Here is a 21,749-nt window from a genome sequence, read left to right as displayed (position 1 = left end):
GTGCTTCCCTTATTTGTTGATTATTCAAATCTAAAATAGGTATTTTCTAAACCTATTCTTTGCTTTAATGTTCTGCCCAAAGCATAATTATTTGGTAATTCTTTTTCAACGACACAAATAATATAACCTGCTTTTCCTGTTGTTAAATTAGTTAGTTGTAAGTAGTTAGTGTTGTCGTAGATATAAGAAATAATATATTCATAGAAATTATTTTCTTTATCTTCTCTATTCATATCAACATTGTACAACCTAACTCTTGCTCCTGCCCAAATTTCCTCATCATCATCAACATTACTTAAAGGCATCCATTTCGAGTTATCCAATATTTCACCCTTTTCTTAATTCATTCGTTTATACACAAATGTTGCTAGACACAAACTATCATAAGCATCCGTCATTTCATTGATTAGACGACCACCGACAGAGAAAAAAGACTCAACATAGCTTTTTCCCCATTGAAACACTTGCTCTCTCTGTATGAGACAAATCACGAATATGTTTCAATAGATTACTGAACGCTTTGCTCAACCTCAATACATATCGAACGTTAGTTTTTATGAAATTATATTAAGATTTCGAATTGGTTTCAAATATCAACATTTACTTTTAACAGAGCTTTTATTTAAAATGTGTGCTTTTACTTAATTCTTTAGTTATTTTTACATTTTGAATCTACGAAAATGAATTCCCTTATAAAAACTCTAACAGAGAATCTTTCTTTCAAATTCCACCTAGGGAATCATTTGTTTTCCCAAAAACCTACCAACATCTTTATCAACTCATTTTAGAATATTTAAACAATAATTTCATATACAAACTCTGCATAAATTATTCATTTTCTTTTATATAATGCCTACCTTTTTACTTTTGATAGATTATTATACATTGGATTATTATACATAAACGCCAAAACATGAGGTATTTTGTAGAATTTTGTCTATCAATATGTATGTACACCCTTTTGTAGTGGATATAGACTGTGAGGTGTAAGGAGATACCTTACAAAATAATAAAAAGGAGATTATAGAATGAGTAGATTAACAAAATTCTCAAAGTTAGTATTTGCAACTTTAGTCGTGGGAAGTAGTTTAAGCACCTTTGTTTCGTCACACAGTGTACAAGCTGACACCTTAGATACTAATTACCAAGATTCTGTAAAATTCATACCACCTTCTAGTGCTAGGCCAAAATTGGAACAAAAAAACACTATTGTTCCAGAAGCAAAAGTTGTTAAAAACCATTATGTAAAGTACTCTAAAGCACATTTCCAAACTAAAGAAAGTATACCAAAAGAGATTTATTATTCTTCAGAAGGCTTTAAAGGCTATATACAGGCAAGTACCGTTTGGGATATGGGAGATCATTTCGCAACACTATATTCCGGAACCGTTATTCGATGTTAGACTTTTAATCCATTCTTTCCTAATGCTTAAAATGATCAATAGTTCACTGCCAATACTGTAATATCTATTGTTCATAAAATAAACCACAAAATCTTTCGATTTCATGGTTTATCAAATATAAAGATAATGCTAAACGAATACTCTAACATTACCTTCCCCAAAGTTAATTATAGAGTATTTTCAAAAAAAAGACACTCTTGTAGTGTCTTTTTTATAGTATTTTAAAAAGAATTCCACCTACTAACACCTTTTTGTTGCGCCTATTCGTTTATTTCAATATGATACTTTTCCATCTCGTATATGCAATAGACAATAATAGCTAAACTCCAACTGACACTATAATAATTATGTGTGTAGAAGTCATAGCCCGCTTTAATACCTTTTTCTATTACAACTAATGTAAATCCTAAAGCCACCCATCTGTTAATTTTCATCTTTATAAACGTTAAAGAGATAATTATTAAAAATAAAATATTTGTAAGATGATTTATCATTAGCTCATATTTTTGAATGTATACTGCCATTATACAAGCAACGATATTAGTCGCAATGCCAAAGGCAATCACCGCTCCCCAAACCCTGTCCGAAAGTCCCACTCCTGAGTCAGTCCCTTCCTAAACAAATATCCCTTTCTTTAATTCGTTCCTACACCCTATTCAAGATATGCTAAATTATCCTTGTCTGATGAATATCTATTTATCTTTTCATATAGAGCAAACAAAATTTCTACTCATAATTTTTTCTTTATTAGACAAACTATGTCTAAGCCGTTTGAACTAGCGGCTTCACTCTTCTGGTAATGGGATAGCACAATTTATTGAATTGACTAACTCATTCAACCCACTGGCACCGGCAGGCAACAAAATAGTTGTCTGCCATTTTCATGTATACTTTTTCTAATTTCATTTCAAACCAAGTGTGTGCTGTACTGATTTCAAAAGGACAGAATTTCATTTTTTAAAATTTAAAAAAGATAAGGTCCTGTCTACTTTTGGTATAGGACTTTTTCTTTTCACACATACTATTTTTGAACCTGTTTACCAATACGTGTCCTAATGGTGTCTTGAATTCCTCCTAAAAAGGGCTGCAGATACGACTGCATGCCCTTTTATTTACGTTGCTTCTCTATATTGAATAAAATAATTAAAAACTAAAAATGTAATATTACATATTTTTTCTGTTCAGATTATGTTAGGATTTACTTCGTAGTCGAATTATAGTTTCGTATCTAATTCAGCAATATGTGAACTGTTTACCTAAAGAAAAGACACCCAAAAGGTGTCTTTTCTTCTTTTAATCTAAAAAACATTTTTTCTTTTCAGTAAGATCCAATTATCCCTCTAACCTAAACCTCATAATTAAAGGCAATTTAATCATGGTACTCAAGAGTTTTCATCCATTTCAATATACCTATAGCTTAATTTAAAATCACATTTCCAGCACTATATTTGCTTTCCTACAGATTTTCTGTCTTGTTCTTAATTCTGTCAAAATCCTCATGTAGCTATACAAAGAATATATGCTACTATGATATTAAGAAACTATGCGTTCCCTTAACCCTGTATCCGGCCCTGTATTTATTACAGGGTCTTTGTTTATTTCATTTACTTTTATTGGCTTATAAGGGTTAATACACAACCAATTTCAATTAAAATCGTTTAAATGTTAGTTAGAATTTGAAATAATATTTCTATTAACTTTTTTAACAAATGAAATCTAATATTAAATCTCTAAATGTATACTGTACTATACACCAGTTAACACTATATAAATAGTATTAACCATCTTAATTGAATATTAGTAATAGTAAGTATAAACATTATCAATTTACTACATCTTACATTTATGTAAAAATAAATACATGTTAAACTTTTTCAAAATCTTTCCCCTAATAAAGATTTGAAGTAGCATTTCATGATTCTCTTTACTGTTAATATGCCTTGAAAAAGAGCCCTATAGGGTTCTTTTTCTTCTCATTATAACCTCAGTAAGTCCATACAAAAAGGACTGCTAGTTATTAGAACATTGCTTCATTTTCAAAGAAACAAAAAAGGAATCCTTTACGGATTCCTTTTTGCAATGCACTCTTTTTCAAATGGTACATTTTGTACCTACTTTTAGTATAACTTATAATCCCTATAAGATAAATAAGATTAAATTGAATTTACTTCATTTATTTTCATAAAAGTATATAAATCTATAAATTAATACTACTAGGTTCACTTCCAAAAGGTTTGTATTTTTTCAATAAAAAGAATACATTATACTTCTTTATAATTTTACACTTTAGGTTTATCTGTTAATGCAGTAACAATCCTGTCCACTAAGTCTTCTGGCATCCATTCATGATTTGTATCATTCGTTTCATTTGGCCCTAAAGAATCAATAAACTTTTTAAACTTTGGAAATAAAACAATAGAAGTGATCCAATGTATCGTATGATTTATGGAGAAGAAATGAAAAACTCCTTGCTTTTCACCCTCCTGTAATATTTCTTTTAACTGTTCAAAATTACCTATGAAATACGGTTTAATCTTTTCTAATCGTGCACTTTCCTTAATAATCTCCTCATATGCCAATGATCCAATTTCAGGGTTCTCTTTTATATGTGTAGTAAAAACCGTTAAATAGTCTCTAAGGGCATTGATAGGATCAAATTGATTCTTCTCAAGAAAATTGGGTAGCTCATTAGCAAGACCATATTTCTTAAATACCTCATAATATAGGTTTTCTTTCCCGTTAAAATAGTACGAGGCCATAGCAACATTCACTTTCGCTTCTTTTGCAATTTCTTGTATGCTCGTACCTTCGTAGCCACGCTCTCCAAATTTTTTCTTAGCAGCCTTTAAAATATTTTCCATTGTCTGCTCTCGAGATTTCCCCATTTCACACACCTCAAATAGTATATATTTCACTTCAAAAACCCAATAAGGAATTTGAATAGAGTATCTTTTTAATGAAATTTAATTATATATTTAAAGTGGTAACTTAACAACCGATGAAGTTCTGATTACTTTAAACAATATCCCCTTGCGTAATATCAATAGCTTTCAAATACTTTACGCTCTTTTCTAATCGAGTGAAAGTCTGGACAAAAAACATCTAATATTATCTTAACTTCGTGTGCAAACAAAAAAATAATAAGGACCAAAGTTTATCTATTTTATAGATAAACTTTGGTCCTTTCATTACATTATACAGATTTAAAATAAACTCGTATATTGATGAGATAATTATCCATCAATCGGCCATCATTTACTGACTAGATCTGTTTAATCTCGATATAAGGTCCTTTAATGTTTAATTTGTTAATATCATTAGAGATATTGCCTACAGTTGATTTTTCATTAAAAGTATAGACCTTTTCACCATTTACAAAGATACCCCAATTTTTATCTTCGTAACTGATACCATAACCAGCATTGCTAGATGTAGCTTTAAGTTGATTTCCATTCATTGAAAGAGATAATTTCCCTTTTCCTTTGTTAAGTTTATCATTCACGCTGTTGATACTATTCATTTGTTCTTCAAGGGCTTTTTGGTTATCAAGAGTAACTTGATGGTTTTTCCAGTCTAATTTATAGTGGTTCGTAAAGAATTCATTATATGTATCTTTATTATTTGTTCCCCACCATTTTGAACTTACCCATTCGATATTGTACTGATCTGAAATTCTACGATTTGTTATTTTTAAATCTGATGTAGTTTCTGTTTTATCAGCAGTAATAACCGCTACTACGTTTGGAGAAAAACCATATCCTGTTAAAGCTGGTACTGTATCTTTTGAAACAAAATTATTCGTTCCTTCATTATAACTACGTGATTTCATAAATAGTTGATTACCATAGAAAGTATTGAATGAATCACGATTATAAATTCCCCACTCTGGGAAGTTAAATGATTGGAATCCTACTTTCCAATTTAATTTTTTATCTGTGTGGGTCTCTAATACCGTTTTATAATCTACTTGATCATAAGATACACTTTCTTTCCAAGCAAAGCTACCTGTGATACTTGCATCGGCATTTGGCCCTTTATCATTTACTCCTACTTTAACACTTCCACCAAGTGTATACCCTACCTCCGAAGTGACCTTTGCTGAAGTCATTGTATTAACTGGGGCAGCTTTATGGAATTGAGCACTATCACCACTTGTTATTTCTGCTTCAGTATGATAGGCTGATGGCCATTTTAAACCTGCGTTATAGTATCCGCTATTAATTGTATATTTAGCATCTATATTACTACCATCAGTGGTAACAATTGCAATCTTTTTATCTGCGTAAGGATCCTCAATAAAAGAAACCTTTATTGAATTTTTGATATTTTGCTTCATGTCATAAGTAGTTTTAAAACTATTATAGACCTTCCCACCATTTTGAAGATTTTCTACAGTTCCTTTAGAATCTGCAAATGCAGATGTTGCTTGTAAACCAAATGATCCAGACATAATAACGGACGCTACCGCAACGCATTTAGCTATTTCTTTTGCTTTTTTCATACAGACAGCCACTCCTTCTTAAACATTTAAAAGATATAAATATATTATTTCTAGTTCACAAAAATAGAGATAGATTTATAGCCATACAATATAGAAATTCATTAACTTTTATGACACTAACTAAAAACACATATTTCACTAATCTTCCTCTCACTATTATTGATAACTATTATCAACATTATTAAAACATAAAATAACGATTTAAACAACAATTTTAAATACAAATTTAAAATTGTTGTTTAAAAAAATTAAAAAAATTATAGAATTCTTCATTTCGAGAATTACTATATTTTCAATTACTTATTACAGCCTATATTCAGATACATTATTTCCTTTCCATTCATAATAATCTAAAATTCCTTCATAAATGGCTTCTGCTGCAATTTGTCTGCCATTTTCCGTAGATAATTTACTGTAATCAATACCATTATCTATAAATGCCAGTTCCGTCAACACAGCTGGCATGTCATTTTCCCTTATAACATGAAGGTCTCCATGTTTAACTCCTCTGTCTCGTGTTTGAAGTGCCTCTACTAAACGTGTTTGAATTTTTTCCGCTAAAACACGACTTTCTTCCACATGAGGATTTGTTTTTTCAGATTTAGAAGATTTATAGTAATATGTTTCTGTCCCTTTTGCATTACCATTAAAAGCATTTGCATGTACGCTTATAAAGATATCACCCCGATTTTTCTTAGCAAATTTAACACGTTCCTGTAAAGAACTTTTTTGATCATGTCCTGGTCTATTATCAGATTGACGAGTTAATAAAACTGTAAATGGTGTATGCTTTTCAAGTAATTGTTGTAGACGTAAAGAAGTGTCTAGTACAATCTTACTTTCAGGTAATCCCTTTGTGGATTTCCCAGGATCTTCGCCACCATGTCCAGGATCAATAATAATTGTTTTGCTTTCTAATGGGTTTTTTTGACGATGTTGCATCATATCTGTTTTTGCAGTAAGTTGAGCAGCTTCAGCACGTGTTATAAATCTATTTGGTTGCCAACCGTTCTCAGTACCATTGGAAATTTTCAAACCGATTAAAATATTGGCATATTTTTCTCCCCAATGCCCTTTTAAATCTTCAAATTTAACCTGCTCATTATGATTTGGTGTGCTTTGTAGTTTATATGCATTTACTAGCATCGTAGCCATAGCAGCGCGAGTTACTTTTCCGGATGGATTGAAGATTCCATTACCCTCACCTTTAACAATACCAGCTTTTTCAGCAGCAGCAATATACGGAGTCGCCCAGTGGTTTTGTGAATCTGTAAATGATGGTTTTGCATTAGAGTCAATTTGTAGACCTAAAACTTTTGTCATAATTTTTGTAGCCGAAGCTCTGTCTAATGAGTCATTTGAACCGAAAGTTCCGTCTGGATAGCCATTCAATACCTGTTTATCAACTAAATAATTAACGGATTTGTCCGCCCATGCAGGAACATCTGGGAACTTATGAGTATTTGCAAATGTATTAGATGAGTAGGATAATAGACTTCCAGCAAGAATTCCTGTAGCAATTAATTTGTATTTCAAAATGTAACACCTCTATCAAGTTATTACAATTTGGTAAATATATCATTTATAATTAATCTTTAAATAATACGACCTTGAATAAAGGATAGATTAAGTTCTTCGCATTACTATATAGCAGATAATGAATTTAAAATCGAACTATTACTCCAAAAATAATCCTCGGACATACACTTATAGATAGAGATTATTAAATATAATTACCAACATCGTGTAACCAGTATAGTTACTTATATATATGAGTGTCAATTAAAATAACCTTACACTTTTGTAAGATAATCACCTTAATAGTAAACCAAGTAATTATTAAATAATATAAATAGTTACTACATATAATAAAATAATAATCTTAAATTTTGAACAAAAGCTAATTATTTTGATAGAAAAACAACTTATAATAACCACATTTTTAACAATGCTTTTGAATCCTACTTTACTCTATAATTCTCTGTTATATCCCAACGTGAATGCTCCTATACTATAGTCAATTGCTGCAATGAATACTACAACTTATAATATTGTATTCCCTCAAAAAACATCTCTAGAAGCCACCTAAAGTAGCCTTTATTAATACACCCACACAATCCATCTTTTCACCCCCTTAAGACATCCTCAAATTTTACAAGGAATGAAAAAAGAAGAGGGATACCTTCCCTCTTCACCAAAAAAATAAAAAAACACCTTAATTTATATCCCCTGCCCTTTACAATCTCACGTCTATTGATAGCCAGTTTAATTCTTCAATTCTATTTTTGTAGATCCATATATTCTTCTAAAGTCTGTTTTTGTTTATATATAGTTCTTAACAGAAAGACTGTATATCCTTCTATTTGTTTGACATCATTAAAATGCTCACAGATATAAATAAATTCTATTCCTACATATAGATAAAAAATCTAAAAATTTATATAATAAGATTAGAAGTGTAGCATATTATTATTGAAGGGTCTTGGTATAATGCTAGGCATTAATGTAAAAAAAACAAATGAAGAGTTAATTATTTCATGGCAATTGGCGGAGATTACAATTCCATTACGTGATGTGATTGAGGTTACCGAAGATGCTACCTATGCTGGTGTTGAAGAAATAGATGTAATACGTATTGGAACAGCTTATGGGACAACAGACCGTATTTTAATTAAAACAGTAAAACAAAATTATGTATTATTTACTACAAATAAAGTTGCTATTTTAAATGCCATTCACACTTAAATATAGGAGTCTTCTTGGCTAAAATGATAAAAATAAGCACATCTTGTTATAAAAACAGATGTGCTTATTTTTTAATTTCTATGCATTTTTACGTTTTAAGAAAATCACTCCACCAACAATTAATAGTAATGCTCCTGCAGCCATAGAGATCCAACTTGTAAGATTAGTACCTGTTTGCGGTAACCATCCAATTTTAGATTGAATTTCTTTCTTAAGTTGTGGTTGTTCTTTTACTTGCTCGTTAGGTTGCTCTGGTGTTGGCGTATTTTTACCTGAATTTGGCTGTTCTGGTTTTGGTTGTTCCGATTTTCCCTCTTTAAATTTCACTGTTTGTCCCTTATCTTCAATTTCAGCGTGAATAGCTACTAATATATTATCTTGATACAGTTCTTCAAATACTACTACTTCTTTACCTTGTAATGCAGAAGCATTGAAAGTGAAGTCTAATGTGATAGAACCATTCTTCTCTTTAGCAGTAAACTTAGATTCTACTGTTACTTCTTTACCATCAACTAATAATGGCTTGTTTGTTGCTTTATCCACTAGTTTACCTTTTACTACGTACTCTTTACCCACGATTAAGTCTTTGTATTCCACTTTATCTTGGATTGTTACAGTTTTAGAAGCGTCTAACTCTTTAGAACCATCAGCTTTGTTTGTTGCTGTCGTTTTAATAGAAGGCTCTACAAATCGAACTGTTTGACCTACATCGTTAATATCAGCGTGAGTTGCAATTACTTGCCCTTCATGTAATAAGTCTTCGAACACAACTACTTCTCTTCCTTGCTGTTCAGCACCAACAAAAGTAAAGTCTAATGTTACAAAACCGTTCTTTTCTTTTGCAGTAAATTTAGTATCAGCTGTTACTTCTTTACCATCAATTAGTAATGGTTTGTTAATAGCTTTGTTCATTAATTTTCCTTTTACAGTGTACTCTTTACCAACAACTAAGTTAGTGTACTCCACTTTATCCTGGATTGTGATAGAATCCTTTGAATGAATCTCTTTTCCACCATCAGCTTTGTTTGTAGCAGTTGTTTTTACTGATGGCTTAACGAACTTAACTGTTTGACCTTTATCATTGATATCAGCATGTGTCGTAACAACTTTTCCGTCTTTCAGTAACTCTTCAAATACTACTACTTCTTTTTCTTCTAAACCAGTTGCATCAAATGTGAAGTCTAATGTAATAGAACCATTTGCTTCTTTTGGTGTAAACTTCGTTTCAGCTGTTACTTCTTTACCATTTACAACGAATGGTTTATTAGTCTTTTTATCCATTAATTTACCTTTTAAAGTGTACTCTTTACCTACTTGTAGGTCTTTGAATTCCACTTTATCTTGGATTGTTACAGACTTAGACGTGTGCATTTCTTTTGTACCATCTGTTTTATCAGTAGCTTTTGTTTCTATTGAAGGAATCTTTTCATCTTTGACAATGTGTTTAATGATTTGACCATTCTCTTTAATTTCAAAAGAGAACGTTTCTTCATTTAATACATAACCTTTTGGTGCAACAGTTTCTTTATATGTGTATTTTCCAAATGGTAACTTTTCAAATTTAGCAATTCCTTTATCGTCTGTTTTTCCTTTTACTACTTCTTTTCCTGCTTCGTTATAAATCGTAAATTCTGCATTTGGAAGCTTGTTATTTCCATCAGCTACATCTACCTTTGTAATTTCTAGATCACCTTTGATAAGATGATTAACTGCCAATAGCTCAATAATCTTTCCATGTTCCTTTATTTCGAACATAATTGGTTCTTTAACAAGAACGTAACCATTTGGAGAAGCCTTTTCTACAAATGAATATTTACCATACGCTAAATCTTTGACGTTAATCTCACCATTTTTATCTGTCTTATATTCCCCAACTACTTTTCCACTTGCATCTTTTAGCTCGAATGCTGCACCTTCTAATTTTTTACTAATATCTTCATTATCTACTTTTAGTAATTTTACACTACCTTTCACTTCGGTATTTTCCACTGTAAAAGTAAGTGTTTTATTGTGCTCTTTAATTTCAAAAGGATACTTTGTTTTATTTCCAATATATCCATTAGGTGTTTTTGTCTCTAAGAAATAATATTTACCATACGTAAGACCTTCAACGTTTGCAATTCCATTTTCTTTTGTTACTACTTTTTTCACTTCTTTTCCATCTTCAGTGAAGACTGTGAATTCAACATTTGGTAAAATCTTTCCTGAATCACTAAGCTTTTTAATTTCGATGCTACCTTTTACTTTGTTATTTACTATTTGGACAGCTCCTGTTTCTCCTGTCTTAACTTCAATAGTTTGTGGTTTATCATCTGAAACATAGCCTGTTGGTGCTTTAATTTCTTTTAATGTGTAAGTACCAATTGGTAAGTTGTTTAATTCTGCCATACCATCAGCACCAGTCGTGATTTTTCCGACTGATTCATTATTTACATTAAAGACCTCAAATACTGCACCAGCTAAAACTTCTCCATTTTCTCCAACCTTTTTAATTTTTAAAGAACCAGCTGCTTCCCAATTTACTGCAAGATCACTACTAAGCTTTTCTTCATTTCTCTCTAATAGTACTGTAGCATTCTGAACAGTATCCGTACCACGGTAAGCAATTGCTTGAACTTTAGTTAAATTAGCAGCAACACTTAAATTAAATTCACCCGTTTTTGTATTCTTAGGAATTTGGATACGAAATTTTTCTCCAACTGAAAGCTGATCTTTCACTTCTCCATTTTCACTTACAATTCTAACTCCATTAGGTGCATTTTTCGCTACTACCTTATAAGAACCACTCTTAGCATTTGTTTGTACTGAATATAGATTTGTTTCGAAGAATTCACCCTTTAATTCTGCTTTTTGCTTTTCAGCAGGAATCACATTCATAAAAACATCTTGAGTCTCTTCACTATTATTAGCATTACTAATAATAGCCTTAGCTGCTTTTTCAACATTTTTATTCTCATGTTTTAATTCATTTACATCGAGTTGACCTAATGCATTCCAAACCGCAAGTTGCGTTGCATAATGCGCTTCATTTTTATTAGCTACTCCCAGCTGTTCAGCACTTTTTTGCGGGAAACCATTTAATAAGACTCTATATACTACATTATCTGTTTTCCCCATTTCAGGAAGATCTTCACCATTTGGTGATTTTAATCCAAGGGTTAAGCAATAAGCAATTTGACCACTTGAATTTTTAATCATTTCAGTGCGAATGTACTTACCTAGACTATTACTATAACTCCAGTCCATTGAATATTTCTCATGCGTCATAACCTCTGCACTAGCCCTAGGTAAAAATACATTAAGGAATAATGCCAGTACTGATAATAATGTAAAAACTCTTATAATGACTCTCTTACCCAATTTTGTAACCTCCCTAGAATAAATTAATCCGAGTATATATCGCAATATCTAAAACATTCACGATCGACCCATTTATCATTATAAAACAATAAATTACAAATATTAAATAATTTTAATGAAATAGTCAAAAAATTTACACATTTTATTATTTATCAAGTTTTTTAACGAATTTACTATATACAAATTCTAAAACACGCCTACAATTTAAAAGACAAATATGTATGTTAAATATATAAATAGCAATTCCTTTACTCCAGTTATTAAGCTTTCCCCTATTAAAAATATCTTCTTCATTTTCTTGTTAACCTGAGTAACTTATACACCTCTTCTAATCTATTACACTCCTCCATTTAAATATAAAGGTGACTTCTCGTTCAAAGAATAAAGTGAAACTTTAATCCTCCCGATTCCCATCTAACTTCCTTGCTTTCATTGAATTTTTGGGCGGGAGTCTTACTGCCCCAAAATAGCGGAATATATTATGCAATATTGCATTTGATAATCATTTTCACTGTAACTATAATGATTACATGGTTACTATTAATCCAATATTCTACATGGAGGTTTTATTATGTTTAAAAAAATTATTGTATCTTCTATGGCGCTTACTATGTTCGGTGGAGCTGCAACTATGCTAGAGGCACCTACTGCTCAAGCAGCTTCTTATAACTCAACGTCATCCTCTTACTTTGATGTCACTCCTGAAGAGGCCGTGGCTTTCTATCAATCTCAAGACTATAAAAAATTAAAAGTATTTTTGGATGACTTTGAAGCAAGAAACCCTTATACTCCAGGTGGAGGCTACGCTCAAGGGAGTGTACGTATTCAAAAATTCAACGATGCTCTTAGAGATGCAAAATTAACAAATGTCTACCAAGAATTTATTAGAATCTCATACTACAATCATTATCCAGAACCAAAATAATAACAACGGATTAAATGTTTATTATTTCTATAACTTAGCCTAATTTTAAATGTATAACCTAAAAATAATTACTAAAACCACTCATATAAGGGTGGTTTTTCTATCTCCCCATATAATTTAGCGGAATGTTACATCATCTTTATTTTAATATGTTTTATAGTAGACATTCTCTAGTTGACACAATCTAGTAGGTTAGCAATGGGAATATCAAAATATATTTATAATTATTTTCTGTTTAATAGCAAAAAACGAACACCCTCTCACAATTAGATAAGGTGCTCGTTTTCATTTTTATCGGTAATTCTCAATTCACTTTAGCTTCTTTCCAATAAGTAAAGATTAAATTAACTTAAAAACAAAGCGTTTTAAATTTAATTCATAGATCTTACTGAAACTTGGAATTGCCCCTTAGAACCATCATCATTTGAAACGTAAATTTTATATGTTCCATTCGGCAATGGAGATAAAGCATTCCGTACATTTGTAACATTAATTTGTTGTTCTCCAGGTTTTATATAACCACCAACAATTAGCTCTGTATTTGGACCTTTTACACTATATCCCATTGTATTTTGACCATTATTTTTCATAGAAAAGCTTAAGTCAGTACTCCCATCATATACGAAAGAAGTTACAGCCTCGCCACTATAATCCATTGTTTGGGTTAATAATAAGTCTGCAGAAACATGTTCAACTACATGAATTGGATCATTCGTTTTGTGTACTTCTTCAGCATAAGTATTATTCCCTAACACACCAAGTGTTAATGCTGAAACTACTCCACAACTAAGCACTAGTTTATTTAACTTCATTTTAAGTTCCCCCTTGATGTTTGTATTCTATTACCATCATACATCCTTTTTTAAGTGCGTTTTTATGTAATAATTCATATCTATAAACCTATATATTTTAACTTTCCGCCTTAATAGTTATTGAGAAAGCCACATAGATAAAGCTACAATATTACACTTCATAAAAAACTTATAAATTTTAAAATCTTTTTCTAACAAAGTTTTATACGAGGAAGTACCAAAATACTCAAATAAATAGCATTTCTATTTCAGATAAAATGTACTAATAAAATTTTTCTAAAATTTCACTTTGTAATTTGATATATTCCATGTTAATATAACGAAGGCTACAAAACAGGAGTCACCACACATATCATTTTCACAGAATATTCATACTTAAAGAACCTTATTTTATCAGTAACTCAATCCCAATTTTACCTATACAAAAGTTAGTTTATAATTTCATATGCACATGAATTTAAATAGATTTTTTATCTATTATTTTTTCTATTTTCCTTATCGATTTTAATACGAGTAATATAACAGCACTTTTCAAGTACCCTTCCTTTTTAGATAAAAAGTCTACTAATACTAAACATCTTTGTCCAACTCATACATAATTCTACTTACAAACTATCGGAGATGCAAAACTATGGGAATTTCTACTCTTTTATTAAATACCTTTATTATAATAATTTGTATCCTTAGCTATCACGTACTCTGGCTAGAGTTTAAAGAAAAAATAACATGTAATAATATGTTATTTTCTATCCTTTCCTCCATTGCTATTATTTTTTGTATGACTTTTCCTTTTCATTTACATGTGGGATTTATTTATGATTTACGTTTTATTCCTATTATATTAGTTTTTCTATATGGAAATACAAAAAACATTGTTTTTATAGGAATTTTATATCTTTCTTACCGGTTTTACTTAGGAGGAAATGGCGTTCTTCCATCATTTATTATCTTCACTATTATTTTGGGTATAACAATGCTCTTTCGTTACTTATTACCTATGTATTTTAAAGAAAAAAAGATATTATTAAGCTTACTTCTTATTTTAGTATGTACAGCTTCACTTTCTATTTGCGGTATTGTAACTCAAATAAATACAGGAGGTAAAATAGACTCTACTCTCATAGAATTTTTATTAAATTATATAGTCATTAATATTTTCACAGTATTATTATCAGTTTATTTTATAGAGGAAATGATTGAGAAATATAAAATGAAAGAAAAACTGCAACGGGCTGAAAAATTTTATATAGCTAGCGAACTAGCAGCGTCAATTGCACACGAAATCCACAACCCACTAACCACGGTACATGGATTCACTCAATTATTAAATGAAAAACATGCCTCTAAGCTATCTCAGGAGCAATACTTAGAAATCATGTTAATTGAAATGCAGCAAATACAATCTACTATTAATAACTATTTATCTTTAACCAAACCACAGAACACCCTAAAAGAGAAAATAGATATTAATCACATTTTAAATCAGGTGAAAGATACTATTTCACCACTCGCTCTGTCATACAAAGTTGAAATCAAACAAAATAGTACAGATTCCTTTTATATAAATGGGGACCCCGAAAAATTCAAACTCTGTCTAAACAACATCATCCAAAACGGAATTGAGGCTATGAAAAATGGTGGATTATTACAAATAAATATACAAAAAGTAAAAGAAAATATCATAATTGATATTATTGATTCAGGAATTGGGATGTCATCTCAACAAATAAAACGAATTGCTTTGCCATTCTATTCAACAACAGAAAAAGGAACTGGGCTTGGTACTATGATTGCTTATAGTATTATTAGAGAATTAAACGGAGATATAGAGATAGAGAGTGAATTAGGTAAAGGGACACGTTTTTCTATTAGTATCCCTTGCTAACGTGATAACAATTTTCTATTTAGTTAATTACATAAAAGGATCAGATCTTATCTATTGTTACAGATATACTCTGATCCTTTAGTTTAATTCAATTAAAAACACTTAATATTTATAACTTTTCTTACATCGTGATGAAATACTAGTTCATCGATTTTATCTCATTTACTGATTAGATTTGTTTAATGTAAATATAATATCTCGCGATACTTAATTTGTTATTATCATTAGGGACATTTCCTGCAGTTGTTTTTTCATTAAAGTACAGACCTTGTGCCATTCATTGAAAAAGACAACTCCCTTTTTACTACTTCACTTCCACCGTATAATTCCCTGTTCCACCACCATACTGATACACATGTAAATAATACTTCCCTGGATACGTGTAGTAACTACCTACTAGTTTATTCCCTTGTTGCTGAGCATACGTAACATAATTATTTAAATCTGCTTCAGAATAAAGTACCCAGTTCATTCCGATATTATTTTCATTCGTTACGTTAATTTGAAGGTTTTTAGCATTCTCCACATTAATTTCAAAGAAGTCACTTGTATCGCCATTTCCTAAACTAGCACGTAAAACTTGATTTAACTGCAGTTTGTTTGTTGTTTGGAATGAGTTATTCGGTTCTTTTTCTACACTGTTATCTTCTTTCTTTTGAACAGTTACAGTCGCTGTAGCAGTATTAGTTGCTCCTTTATCGTCTGTTACTGTTAATTTAGCCGTATACGCTCCTTCTTTTGTATATACGTGAGTTGGATTTTGCTCATTACTTACTGCTCCATCACCAAACTCCCATTTATATGAAATAATTTTCCCATCTTCATCTTTTGATCCGTTGCTTGTAAATGAAATTGCTTCATTTACATTTCCACTATACGGACCGTTTATAACCGCAACTGGTGCTTTATTCTCTGCCCCTTCTTCCGTATCAATACCATGGAACACAACATCATATTCAAATTGTCCTGATGCATTCACGCGATAATTTACGAAGTATGCTGTTACTGTTTTATAGCCTGTCCATTCCTTTACACTTAAACGTTTTAACGTATCATTAACGTTTTGTGTAATTGTTTTCCAATCTTCATATTCTCCTTTTGCTGCAGTTCCTGTATATGTTCCTTGTAGTGTGAATGTATTAAAGAACTGTGATTTATTTTTCTTCACTGATACATTTTTCAATTTTGCTTCCGCTGTTATTTCTGCTGCAATATCTGAAACTGGCTTCGATGCATGATTCGCTAAATAATCGTCTGATACTAATGGCACATTATACTTCTCACGATTATCAACTAGCATTTGCATATAGTCTTGATATTCTTTATTTAAATTCGCATCTTTACTTAATGTAGAGCGATATGCATCATATGCTGTTACATCATTTTTCCTAATAAGATCATGTATTTTATCGAACATATCATATCTCTTATTGTACATATACGATTGTAAAGCAAAGGAATAATTATAGAAATCCCACGTTCCATATTTTGCATTTAACGTTCGCTCTGCCGTATAACGCTCTGCTGGATTTGAAGATAATCCTCCTATAATACTCTTTCTCGGTACAACATTATCCGTTCTCGTTGCCCCTGCAAAAAATTCAGCATTCCCTTCTTCAAACCAAGATAATCTTTCATTTTCATATATTTTCCCTTGTCCCCATAACCCTGGTACTTCATATCTACCTTGTAAATAATGCGTGAACTCGTGTCTGAATAATTCTTCTAAACTATAAATACTTTCTTCTGGCGTACGCTCATAAGTAAAGAACGTACCTGTTCCTTCTATATAAAGACCACCGTTATTCGTTTCATAACCGTACAATTGACGATTAAATTGATATTCTGCTGGGCTATTATAAATAACCATCGTTAGTACATCATCAGGATTTCCTTTTTCTAAAGGTTGATCACTTTCAACCGTACGATGGAATTGTGCCTTCACTTCTTTTGCCGCCCAATATAAACGTTTTACTTTTTCTTCTGTCACTTTATCTCCAGCTTTTAAAACAATTGCCCCATCATCAAACGTATACGTTTTTGGCAAATATTTTTTCTTTCCATCTTCTCTTATTTGATCTAAATTCACCACTTTACCATTTGCATCTTTTCCGCCATAATTCGTTGCGATTTGCTCAGCAGCTACGAAATATTGCTCCCCTAAATACGGATAAATTTTCATCGCATCTGTTACAACTTGTAACCCTTTCGTTCCTGTACTATGGAATGTACCGAGTCTACCTGTATAATAAATGCCATTATTAATAAGCCAACCGTTTTTTGCTGTAATCGTTCCCATTAATGCAAAACGACTTAGTTCATTAATATAACTATCTATTTTCTGATACCATACTGTATCTTTCGGTGCTTTCCTCGTATCGTACAAATACGATTGAATGTCGTAATCAACACCTTGCATAATATCGTAAATAGCATTTCCAGCTGAAAGATTATCTACTAATGTAGAAAAATTATCATTATATTGTTTAAAAATCTTTGCAGCTGATGTTATCGTTTCCACATCACTCGAAGCGTTTCCTATTAACTTTCCGTATGATGATACCACTCTATTTTGCTCTAATGTACCCAGCTTGAAATTTGAATTGTTAGCTATCGCTTTTAATGCAGGTAAGCATTTATCATGATAACTCCGTTCATTTAATTTACTAAGTTCCGAATTATAAAATCCTAAATAAAATCCTGAACGCAATACCTCCACTAATGTCTCAATCCCTTTTGAATCATCCTTCGTATAGGCTTGTCCTTGCTGCTTCAATTTATCAATAATCGCCTGCATCCTACTATCATTTTGATAGAATGCTAGACTGTCTGTATTAAACTGAAATAGCCCCGTAATTTGCTCCCAATCAATTGTTACAAGTAAATCTACTAACTGCTGATTGCTTAATTGATTTAATTCAGCAATTGTATAAGTTTTCGCTACAGCTAATTGCTTACTTTCTTTTTTCACCTCAGGTGGTCTTTGTGATAAATCGGCAAATTGTAGCCTTTTCTCAAAAGACTTGCTTTCGAGCACTTTCGATGAATGAGCTAATTCTTGTACTGGTAGTTGTACACCGACTGGCTCCATTTTGAGCACATTTCGATAAGAAACTTGCTCTCCCTTAGTATCTTCTGCCAAACTGACCCCTTGAAAACTCCCTAACATTAAACTAGCAAAACTTACCCCTACTAACATTTTCTTTGAATAGCTTTTCATGCTCTCCCCTACCTTACATTTTTAGTGTCCCGCTCCATTATTTTACTATTTTTACTTTTTGTCCTGTATTGAGAAAAAATAAGGTAACGTTCACACATATATTCATTTCATGTAAAATTAACGCTTGACTTTCCGTGCATTTTAGATCAAAAAAAGATAGATAATAGCAAAATTTCTGCTACATCTATCCTCGTTTTCAACACTATGATTTTAACTTTATAAACGTAACTTCCGGTAATGTTTGCATATGCTGAATAAACTCATTCTTTTCTTCTGACGATATATTTTTCAGCTGCATTCCTACCTTATAAACAGTTTCTGTACCTTGCTGTGAAGCTTCCACCTCATATGAGAGTATTGGGATGCCTTTCACTTGTAGTGTTTCTAATATTTGTTGTATCGCTTCATGTTTATTTACAAACATTTGCACTGTTATATTTTGTGGAAATAGAAATTGCACCTTAAAAATACGACTTACAATTTCTAAACCAATTAAAACGAGAATCGTCGCTCCAATGCCTACTACATACATTCCCGCTCCAATTGCTAATCCTATACCGGCAGTAGCCCATAAACCAGCCGCGGTCGTTAATCCTTTCACCGCCTGCTTTTGAATAATAATTGTGCCTGCACCTAAAAAACCAACTCCACTAACGACTTGTGCTGCAATCCGACTTGGGTCTAGAGACGTATGCTCTTCATACACAATATCTGAAAAGGCATATTTCGAAACAACCATTATTAACGCACTTCCTACCGCTACGAGGAAATGAGTCTTTAATCCAGCTTCTTTCGATCGAATTTCTCTTTCAATACCAATCATTGCTCCTAACAAGCCAGCAACACCGATTCGTATAATAAAATCAAAATCTACACTCACGGGCACTTCCCCCTTTCATTCATTATAGATAGATAAAACAAAAATTATCACAAACATCCATTTATCACCATGAAAGAATACCACTAAAATACACTTAATACTCCGACTGTTTTATGTTAATATTTTAAATATTAACATAAAATAAATAACTCCTGATTTTAAACCTTCACTAATTTTCTAAAAAACCAAAGGTGGATTGCATGAAATTAGGTTGAGAAATTTTAGAAAACGCTTTCATTTTGTTTCATAATTTTTTATAAAAAATACATAAATAAAGGAGCTTACTAACAATGAACGTCTCGTTACTTACACCTACTACTGATTTACAAGAAGAATACTTAGATTTCTATAACGAATGGAAAGATAGCGGTGAAACAATGATCCCGTGGGTTATCTCAAAAAATCCTGCCAACTTCCCAGCTATGGTTCAAGAACTTCTCGATGCGCATAACGGAATAAATATCCCTGAAACTTGGGTACCAGACTCTACATATTGGCTTGTTACAGATGAAAATAAAATTGTGGGAGCTGTTAATATACGTCATAGTTTAACCGAACATTTATTTAACGCTGGCGGTCATATTGGTTATGGCATTCGCCCTTCTGAAAGAAGAAAAGGTTATGCTACGAAGTTACTAGCATTATCATTAGAAAAAACGAAGGAATTAGACATCACGAAAGTACTTGTCGTTTGCGACGCAGTGAATACCGCTTCTGAAAAAACGATTTTACATAACGGCGGGCTTCGTGATGATGATTTCACTGAGGAAGATGGGAATGTAGTAAGAAGATATTGGATTGAGCTATGAATGATCACAAATAAGCGAGAAAGTGATTATACACTTTCTCGCTTATTTTACACTGCTTCTATTTCAAACTGCACTGTAATACCACTTGGATCTACCACCACAAACCCATTTGTAGTTTCATTTATTTCATGTTGTTTTTCTATTAATCTTTCTTTCACTTCATCTAACGCTTCTTTATACGGTAGTACAATCGTATACACCTTTAGCCCAGTTGCATGTACTGGTGGGTGTGGATTGTTTACTCCATTCCACGTATTTGCACCAATATGGTGATGATATCCCCCTGCTGAAATAAATAAGCAATCCTCTTCACGCTGTTGTACTTCAAAACCTACTGTTTCCACATAAAATTCATGTGATTTCTCTACATCAGCTATTCGTAAATGTACGTGCCCAACGACAGTATTAGCAGGCAAACCATCAAACTCATAATCAACGAATGTTGCCAATTCTTTTAAATCAAGTGGTGTACTTCCTCCTGGCCCTTCTCCCCATCGATCGCGCGGACGGTCTGCATAAATTTCAATACCATTCCCCTCTAAATCTTGCAAATAAAAAGCTTCGCTATATGTATGATCACTTGCACTATTAAACCTTGAAATTGGTAAAATTTCATTTGAATATGTATAACGCCCTTCTTGCTCAGCCGGGCTGTCAATTACATTCTTATTACGAAGAACCCCAAATAGCGCAGAAGCAAAAGCTTCACGAGTCGGAACTAAAAAGGCTACATGATATATACCAGTCGTACGCGGTTCTTGCAGTACCCCGTCCTCTAACTTTTCAAGAACAAGTAACGCATTCTTTCCACCTTTTCCAGATAAATATGCTTTATTCCCCTCTTGCTTAATTACCTCTAATCCTACAACATTCTCATAAAAAGCAATTTGACGCTCTAAATCTTTCACTTTAAATTCAACATGACCAATACGTGTTTTCGGATGAATTTTTACCATGAATAACTTCATCTCCTTATCCCTATATTTTCCCATTACATATAACCGTTACTATGAAGGATACAACTAAAATCATCCTATGTAAATAAGAAAAGTCAGAATTTACATACATTTTTATTTTCATAATAAAAAGCCACCTTTTATGAAGTGACCCCCGAAAGTTAGACAGGTCGTTTCATTAGGCAGCCTCTAGGGTATGAGCCCGGTATTGTACTGGGCTCATACCCTTTAATTTTGCCTTAATTCTTTTATG

Annotated in this window: 16 protein-coding genes and 1 pseudogene; 5 read left to right on the top strand and 12 right to left on the bottom strand. The window is 31.9% G+C overall.

Going from position 1 to position 21,749, the window contains the following annotated elements; all coding sequences use genetic code 11:
- Window positions 1–20 precede the first annotated feature (20 nt).
- Complete coding sequence (locus ACUN13_RS25585; RefSeq protein ID WP_002041583.1) at window positions 21–305, bottom strand: hypothetical protein; 285 nt, start codon at window positions 303–305, stop codon at window positions 21–23.
- An 84-nt stretch (window positions 306–389) separates the two neighbouring features.
- A pseudogene (locus ACUN13_RS25580) lies at window positions 390–528 on the bottom strand (IS1595 family transposase); the annotation flags it as partial.
- A gap of 500 nt (window positions 529–1,028) precedes the next feature.
- On the opposite strand from ACUN13_RS25580, the gene ACUN13_RS25575 reads away from it, so the two are divergent.
- Window positions 1,029–1,403, top strand: a complete 375-nt coding sequence (locus ACUN13_RS25575) for a hypothetical protein (protein WP_000088971.1) — start codon at window positions 1,029–1,031, stop codon at window positions 1,401–1,403.
- Window positions 1,404–1,663: 260 nt separating this feature from the next.
- Here ACUN13_RS25575 and ACUN13_RS25570 read toward each other — a convergent pair whose 3' ends face one another.
- The 4 genes from ACUN13_RS25570 to ACUN13_RS25555 form a co-directional block, all read right to left on the bottom strand.
- The gene (locus tag ACUN13_RS25570) at window positions 1,664–1,999 is read right to left on the bottom strand and encodes a hypothetical protein (RefSeq protein WP_000524431.1); all 336 of its coding nucleotides are present in this window, start codon (window positions 1,997–1,999) and stop codon (window positions 1,664–1,666) included.
- 1,683 nt (window positions 2,000–3,682) lie between these two features.
- Complete coding sequence (gene hlyIIR, locus ACUN13_RS25565) at window positions 3,683–4,288, bottom strand: hemolysin II regulator HlyIIR (protein WP_000520484.1); 606 nt, start codon at window positions 4,286–4,288, stop codon at window positions 3,683–3,685.
- A 377-nt stretch (window positions 4,289–4,665) separates the two neighbouring features.
- Window positions 4,666–5,904, bottom strand: a complete 1,239-nt coding sequence (hlyII, locus tag ACUN13_RS25560; RefSeq protein ID WP_000709367.1) for a hemolysin II HlyII — start codon at window positions 5,902–5,904, stop codon at window positions 4,666–4,668.
- Between the two features lie 303 nt (window positions 5,905–6,207).
- Window positions 6,208–7,440 carry an N-acetylmuramoyl-L-alanine amidase gene (locus ACUN13_RS25555; protein ID WP_000875660.1) on the bottom strand — a complete coding sequence of 411 codons (1,233 nt, stop codon included), beginning with the start codon at window positions 7,438–7,440 and terminating at the stop codon, window positions 6,208–6,210.
- 954 nt (window positions 7,441–8,394) lie between these two features.
- Here ACUN13_RS25555 and ACUN13_RS25550 point away from each other — a divergent pair.
- A complete protein-coding gene (locus ACUN13_RS25550) occupies window positions 8,395–8,649 on the top strand; it encodes a SunI/YnzG family protein (RefSeq protein WP_000900694.1) in 255 nt (84 codons plus the stop codon).
- Between the two features lie 78 nt (window positions 8,650–8,727).
- On the opposite strand, the gene ACUN13_RS25545 is transcribed toward ACUN13_RS25550, so the two are convergent.
- Entirely contained in the window at window positions 8,728–12,009 is a 3,282-nt protein-coding gene (locus ACUN13_RS25545; protein WP_000520164.1) for a VaFE repeat-containing surface-anchored protein, read from the bottom strand.
- 571 nt (window positions 12,010–12,580) lie between these two features.
- Here ACUN13_RS25545 and ACUN13_RS25540 point away from each other — a divergent pair.
- Entirely contained in the window at window positions 12,581–12,934 is a 354-nt protein-coding gene (locus ACUN13_RS25540; protein WP_000473482.1) for a hypothetical protein, read from the top strand.
- Window positions 12,935–13,305: 371 nt separating this feature from the next.
- Here the strand turns inward: ACUN13_RS25540 and ACUN13_RS25535 are convergent, their stop codons facing one another.
- Window positions 13,306–13,746: a hypothetical protein gene (locus ACUN13_RS25535; RefSeq protein ID WP_000773522.1), complete on the bottom strand. Its 441-nt coding sequence runs from the start codon at window positions 13,744–13,746 to the stop codon at window positions 13,306–13,308.
- Between the two features lie 631 nt (window positions 13,747–14,377).
- On the opposite strand from ACUN13_RS25535, the gene ACUN13_RS25530 reads away from it, so the two are divergent.
- Window positions 14,378–15,631: a sensor histidine kinase gene (locus ACUN13_RS25530; RefSeq protein ID WP_000513034.1), complete on the top strand. Its 1,254-nt coding sequence runs from the start codon at window positions 14,378–14,380 to the stop codon at window positions 15,629–15,631.
- A 304-nt stretch (window positions 15,632–15,935) separates the two neighbouring features.
- Here ACUN13_RS25530 and colA read toward each other — a convergent pair whose 3' ends face one another.
- The gene (gene colA, locus ACUN13_RS25525; protein WP_257115607.1) at window positions 15,936–18,851 is read right to left on the bottom strand and encodes a collagenase ColA; all 2,916 of its coding nucleotides are present in this window, start codon (window positions 18,849–18,851) and stop codon (window positions 15,936–15,938) included.
- Between the two features lie 202 nt (window positions 18,852–19,053).
- Window positions 19,054–19,731: an MgtC/SapB family protein gene (locus ACUN13_RS25520; RefSeq protein WP_000109728.1), complete on the bottom strand. Its 678-nt coding sequence runs from the start codon at window positions 19,729–19,731 to the stop codon at window positions 19,054–19,056.
- 290 nt (window positions 19,732–20,021) lie between these two features.
- On the opposite strand from ACUN13_RS25520, the gene ACUN13_RS25515 reads away from it, so the two are divergent.
- The gene (locus ACUN13_RS25515) at window positions 20,022–20,540 is read left to right on the top strand and encodes a GNAT family N-acetyltransferase (protein ID WP_001103118.1); all 519 of its coding nucleotides are present in this window, start codon (window positions 20,022–20,024) and stop codon (window positions 20,538–20,540) included.
- A gap of 47 nt (window positions 20,541–20,587) precedes the next feature.
- Here the strand turns inward: ACUN13_RS25515 and ACUN13_RS25510 are convergent, their stop codons facing one another.
- Complete coding sequence (locus ACUN13_RS25510; protein WP_139256967.1) at window positions 20,588–21,532, bottom strand: VOC family protein; 945 nt, start codon at window positions 21,530–21,532, stop codon at window positions 20,588–20,590.
- Between the two features lie 142 nt (window positions 21,533–21,674).
- Window positions 21,675–21,749, bottom strand: a 75-nt coding sequence (locus ACUN13_RS25505) for an IS3 family transposase (protein WP_142309144.1), incomplete at its 5' end; no start/stop codon positions are given.

The sequence above is a fragment of the Bacillus cereus group sp. Bce041 genome, assembly GCF_052646455.1.
The sequence above is the reverse complement of the archived record's forward strand: the minus strand, read 5'-3'. Positions and strand labels throughout refer to the sequence as shown.